At 66.8% G+C, this 5,702-nt stretch carries 6 protein-coding genes; 4 read left to right on the forward strand and 2 right to left on the reverse strand.

Translation table 11 applies throughout. The annotated features are described in order from the left end of the window. Positions 1-119: 119 nt before the first annotated feature. From AB0J09_RS54465 to AB0J09_RS54480, 4 genes are all read left to right on the forward strand, one after another. Positions 120-353, forward strand: coding sequence for a hypothetical protein (locus tag AB0J09_RS54465; protein ID WP_360710134.1), 234 nt, complete (start codon positions 120-122; stop codon positions 351-353). A gap of 54 nt (positions 354-407) precedes the next feature. Then, positions 408-1,307 (forward strand): polyphosphate kinase 2, encoded by a 900-nt coding sequence (gene ppk2 / locus AB0J09_RS54470; protein ID WP_360710136.1) that lies wholly within the window; start codon positions 408-410, stop codon positions 1,305-1,307. 295 nt (positions 1,308-1,602) lie between these two features. Continuing rightward, positions 1,603-3,042 (forward strand): three-helix bundle dimerization domain-containing protein, encoded by a 1,440-nt coding sequence (locus AB0J09_RS54475; protein ID WP_360710138.1) that lies wholly within the window; start codon positions 1,603-1,605, stop codon positions 3,040-3,042. A 78-nt stretch (positions 3,043-3,120) separates the two neighbouring features. After that, positions 3,121-3,318, forward strand: coding sequence for a hypothetical protein (locus tag AB0J09_RS54480; protein ID WP_360710139.1), 198 nt, complete (start codon positions 3,121-3,123; stop codon positions 3,316-3,318). A 69-nt stretch (positions 3,319-3,387) separates the two neighbouring features. Here AB0J09_RS54480 and AB0J09_RS54485 read toward each other — a convergent pair whose 3' ends face one another. Together AB0J09_RS54485 and AB0J09_RS54490 are read right to left on the reverse strand one after the other, a co-directional pair. After that, complete coding sequence (locus tag AB0J09_RS54485) at positions 3,388-5,103, reverse strand: hypothetical protein (protein ID WP_360710140.1); 1,716 nt, start codon at positions 5,101-5,103, stop codon at positions 3,388-3,390. Beyond that, a partial coding sequence (locus AB0J09_RS54490) for a hypothetical protein (RefSeq protein WP_360710142.1) occupies positions 5,100-5,702 on the reverse strand: 603 nt, incomplete at its 5' end. The genes AB0J09_RS54490 and AB0J09_RS54485, both read right to left, overlap by 4 nt.

Consider the following 5,702-nt stretch of genomic DNA (forward strand, 5'->3'; position numbering starts at 1 on the left):
GCCATCGCCGCGCTGGTGGCGATCGCCGCCGCCGCGGGACTTTACGCGGCCAGCCGCCGCGAGCCCGTCCACGCGGGCAACGTCAACGAAGTCCCCGCCGCCGTCTGAAAGGAACGCCAATGGACATCAAGTGGGCCGCCCTGGGCCAGGTCTTCGTCGTCAGCCTGGCCGTCAGCGTGGTGGTCGTCCTGGTCTTCTCGCTCGGCGCGCTGGCGGTCGCCGCGCGGCAGTCCGCCCAGGAACAAGGGACCGGCAGCGGCGCCGGCGGGCTGGCCGCGGCCGTCTTGTGCTTCACCGCCTGCGCGGCGGTGGTCCTGTACGGCATTTACCTGATCGTCCCGCAGTTCCACTGAGCGCCTGGCGGGTACGGGGTGGCGAGGCAACACGATAGAGGCGAGGCGGTCGACGTGGAGCAGCTCTTCCTTCTGGACGCCACCCCGGGCCTGATGGTGGACGACAGCGACGACGACGATCCCGTACTGCTGCGCCCCGACGGCACCCCGGTCGACACCTGGCGCGAGCACTACCCCTACCCCGAACGCCTGAGCCGCCAGGAATACGACTACTTCAAGCGGCTGCTCCAGATCGAGCTGCTCAAGCTGCAGTACTGGGTGAAGGAGAACGGCGAGCGGCTGGTCATCCTGTTCGAGGGCCGCGACGCGGCGGGCAAGGGCGGCACGATCAAGCGCTTCATGGAGCACCTCAACCCCCGCGGTGCCACCGTGGTCGCGCTCGAGAAGCCTTCAGAACGCGAGTGCACCCAGTGGTACCTGCAGCGCTACATCGCCCACCTGCCCGCCGCCGGAGAGATCGTCCTGTTCGACCGCTCCTGGTACAACCGGGCCGGGGTCGAGCGCGTGATGGGCTTCTGCACGGAGGTCGAATGCCGCGAGTTCATGCTGCAGGCGCCGCAGTTCGAACGCGCCCTGGTACGCGACGGCATCCACCTCGTCAAGCTCTGGTTCTCGGTGACGCGCTCCGAACAGCGCACCCGCTTCATCATCCGCCAGGTCGACCCCGTCCGGCAGTGGAAGTTGTCCCCGATGGACCTGGCCTCGCTCAGCAAATGGGACGAGTACACCGCCGCCAAGGAGGACATGTTCCTCAACACCGACATCCCCGAGGCGCCCTGGACAGTCATCAAGAGCAACGACAAGAAACGTGGCCGGCTCGAGGCGATGCGCTATGTGCTGAGCCTGTTCGACTACGACAACAAGGACCACGAGGTGGTCGGCACCCCCGACCCGCTCATCGTCCGATCGGCCTCCGACATCTTCGACGAAGACCACACGGGGCCACCTGACTGACTTGGGGGCCCGGTGACGGGGGACGGCCTGCCGCACGAATGGAATACGGATCCCGTTCGCGGGTCATTTTAATGAACGAGCCCTGACGATCACGATTAATTTCGTCAACGAAATCCACCGCAAGGTGAACGACAGGTTATTGAGGCGCTCGGTCGCATTGGCGTCTCCTGCGATTTTGAATAAGTCATTGACTCGATTATCGACTCGGCCGAAAACCCCTATAAGGTTGGCGCGGCGCGTTCCGGCACGGCGGTGTGCCGCGCTACCTGACAAATGAGAAGCCGAGGAGATGCTGGTGAGTGTCGACACCCTCCGCGAGGAACAGGCGCTACGTCGAGCGACTGATCACCTGGTCCAGGTCTTTGCCGGCACTCACTCCGCCGAACATGTCGAGGGCGCGGTGGAGACGATCCATCGCCGCTTCGACGGCCATCCCGTCAGGGACTTCGTCCCCATCCTGGTCGAACGCATGGTTCGCCGGGAACTGGCGGAGGCGAGTCCGGAAGCTACCGGTGACCTTCGCCCGGAGGTCGCGGCGGACACCCGTCCCGCGACGGCGGTGAAAACGCCATCGGATGACATCGGCGACATCCCTGACACAGGTGGAAGTAACTCTCCGGAAGCCACCCGGCCGGCGCGAATTCAGCTGGCGCGAGTCCGTGGTAAGGGATTTCTTGCGCTGGGCGTGGTCGCGGTTGCCGTGGTCGCCGCCGTAGTAGTCGTGAACACCGGACAAGAGGAAACCCCGTCCCCGCCCCCGCTCACGACCGTGCGCGGTGTGATCGGCTCCGAGAAGAAGGCGTTCTTCGAGGATCCACGAGTCCAGAAGGCCCTCGCGGACAAGGGGGTGAAGGTCGAAGTCGATCCGGCGGGTTCACGCCAGATCGCCACCTCGATCGACCTCGGACGGTACGACTTCGCGTTCCCGTCGAGCGCACCGGCGGGCGACCGGATCCAGCGCCAGCGTCACGTCAGTGCGAAATACACGCCGTTCTCCTCGCCGATGGCCATCGCGACGTTCCAGCCGATCGCGGACCTGCTGAGCAAGGCGGGCGTCGTGAAAAAGGGACCCGTCCTGACCTTCAACGTCGACCGCTACCTCGAGCTGGTCACCACGGACGTACAGTGGGACCAGCTCACGGGCAACACCGTCTATCCCGTGCGCAAGAACATCCTGGTCTCCACGACGGACCCGCGCACCTCGAATTCCGCAGCCATGTACCTGGCCATCGCCGGCTATGTCGCGAATGGCGGCACGATCGTGCACGGCGCCACCGCCGAAAAGAATGTGCTGCCCCTGGTGTCCCAGCTTTTCACCGGCCAGGGCTACACCGACAACACCTCCGAGGGCCCGTTCAAGGAATACCTCACGGTGGGCATGGGCCCGACACCGATGGTCTGGATCTACGAGGCACAGTTCGTCGACGCCGCCGCGCGGGGGCAGATCAAGCCGGGGATGGTACTGATGTACCCGTCACCGACCGTGCTGTCCGAGCACACACTGGTGCCGCTCAACGCGTCCGGCGACCGCGTCGGACGCTTGCTGAGCACCGACCCGGAGTTGCAGAGGCTCGCTGCCGAGCACGGGTTCCGCTCCGGTGATGCCGCCCAGTTCGCCAAGGTCACCGCAGATCACAACGTGCACGTCGCGACGGATCTCATCGATGTGGTCGAGACCCCTTCCTATGACACTCTTGAGCACCTGCTCGACGGAGTCGCCAAATCGTACGGGTAACGATCCTTGGTGGCGGGTTCCGGACGTTCGGATTCAGTCGCCCGTACGGCGTCGGCCGGAGTCCACTACTATTCGGCCATGATCTTCGGGCTTACGGGATTCGTGATCGCCGTGGTCATGGGCATTCCGGCGGTGTTCGCATCCGCATCTGTGACGATCGCGGTGCTGTCTGCCCCACGGAACCGCCACGTGCGCATACGCCGGCGATATGTGGCCGGGGGATTGTTTCTGTCGTTCATCGGCGTCTGGATGATGGCGTTCGGCGCGTGGTCGTAGGGCAGCCCGTCCTCGGTGGACTGGGAGGCGTCGCAGGGCCGCGGAACACGCGGAGCCGCATGACAGATGTCAGTCACCGTCGTGATAGACCATGGGCCCGACCGCGTTGAATGCCGCCTTGGAGGCGTCTTTGAGCCACGGCCTCGCACTGGTGGCAGTGGCGCGATTCGTGTAGATGGCCATGGTGTGGATCAGATAGCGGTGGGTGTATCCACTCCACCCGTACGTCTGCGCGTTGTTCCAGCTGCCCGAGTCACAGAGGCCGGCTCCTGGGCCCTTTCTGGGACACACGATGCCCCAGGCATCCGCATAGGCGTCGTCGAGCCTTGAGTACGCGGTGTCGGCCCTGTCCGAATTCTTCAGCGGAACGACCCACACGGACACCATGATCCGCCTGCCCGCCGACGCGTTCGGGTTGACATAGGCACCCGAGATCATCTTGGTGCAGCTTGCTTTACGGAGGGCCGTGCGGATATTGCTGGCGTGGTACGTGTCCGGGCACTTGTCCACCCCACTCGCCTTGAGGTTGTAGCGCACACCCTTGGCGGTCGTGAAGGAGTCCGGGAGTAGCGCCCCCACTGTGAACGGGGTCGTGTCGGTGTCCTTGTCGTCGAGGTCGGCGGGGCTGAACGGCTCCTCGGTCGGCTCTTCCGAAGTCGGCTCCTCCGAAGGCGACGGGTCAGGGGAGTAGGTGTAGGAGGGCTGAGCAAGGGAGTACGACGGAGTGCTGGAGGACGCCACGTTCGAGCTTTCCTCGTTCGAGCCCTTGGCCGAGGAGTTCACGGCCACCGCGGCGAGCACCAGACCGATGACTCCCGCGGCGACACCGAGGCCGACCTTCGTCGACCGGGTGGGGTTGGGGCTGGTTTGTGGTGGTAATGAGGGGGCGGGGGAAGGCGGAGGGCTGGGAGGGGGCGGCGGTACGACGGTGGGCGTGGTGGAGGCTGACGGTGCGGCCTGCCTCAGCTCCGCGGCCCACTGCGCGGGAACGGGCCGGTGGAGCGGGGGCTGGTGGAGCCCTGCCGCCGCGAGGTCGGCCAGTGCGGGGCTGACGGCGGCCAGCCGGCCGGGGTCGGTGGAGGCCTGGTCGCGGGCGAAGACGCGGATGGCAAGCAGCGCGAACTTGTAGGCGTCGCTCTGCGGCGTGCCCTTCTGCTCGTCGGCGGGGATCTGCCAGTCGGGCGTCTCCACCTGAGGCAGGGCCTCCACTCCGGCCAGCCGCATCGCGTCGCAGTCGATGAGGAAGCACTCCGGAGACGCCTCCGTGGCGAACAGCAGGTTCTTGGGCGACAGGTCGCCCACGACGATGTCCATCGAGTGCAGGCGGGCGAGCGTGTCGGCGAGGTCGGCCAGCAGCAGCAGGCGGTCGCGTTCGCTGACCCGCAGGCCGATCTGGCCGACGTACGCGTCATCGTTGAGCAGAAACTCCAGCGTCGTCAGTTTCCGTGCGGTGCCCGACAGGGTCCGCAGGTCGAAGGAGAACCTGTGGGGCACAGACCGCATCAGGAATCCGGTGACGGCGCCACCCGCCTCCACGAGCCCGGCGGGCCAGGCCGTCCTGTCGCACAACCACGCCGCGTCCCACCCCGGGAGCCGGCCGATCAAGTCCGTCATCGCGGTGAGGGCGGCGACGTCGAGGTTGCGCAGGACGTCGGGATCGTACTCCTTGTAGGCGACGTCCCACTGACCGTTGATCTTGCGGTCGAGTACCTCATGGACCGTCCCCTGCCCACCTTGGCCGAGGCGCCGTCCGAGAGTGAGAGTGGCGCGGTCCGTCCGGCTCATCGGGTCTCGCTCCGCGGCCAGAGGGCCAGCAAGGTCCTGTCGTCGTCGAACGTCTCCCGGGAGAAGTCGAGCAGGTGGGCCAGCCACAGAGGGGACGGCGGCGCGGCCAGGTGCTCGGCGAACAGCGCGCCGACCTGGCCGTCGCCGTCGCCGAGCGGATCGCCGAAACCGTCGGTCCCCACCAGCAGGACCTGTCCGGGCACCAGCTTCCCGAACCACTGCTCCAGCTTCCGCGGCACCCTGGGGAGGGCCGTGACCGAGGTGGCGACCACGTCCCCCTCGGTCTTCGCGCCGAACAGGGGATGGAACCGGGGCCGGGTCAGGTCGAGCACCCAGGCGCCTGAGTCACCGACCCGGAACAGGGAGACCTCGATGCCTTCGGCGCCGGGGCGAGCCGTACCAGCCACGAGAGTGGTGGCGACAAGCTCCTCCACCTGGGCCAGGTCCGGCTCCTGCTGCAGCATCGCCGCCGCCTGCCGGTGCAGCGTTTCGACCGCGTACCGGACGACTGCGGGAAAGTCGTGGCCTGGACGGCCCTCGTCGTCCACGTCCGCGATCAGCACCACGCCGACCGCGCCCGCCGCGAGGTCGCCCCAGAC

Source organism: Nonomuraea sp. NPDC049784 (assembly GCF_040659615.1).
Classification (GTDB): domain Bacteria; phylum Actinomycetota; class Actinomycetes; order Streptosporangiales; family Streptosporangiaceae; genus Nonomuraea.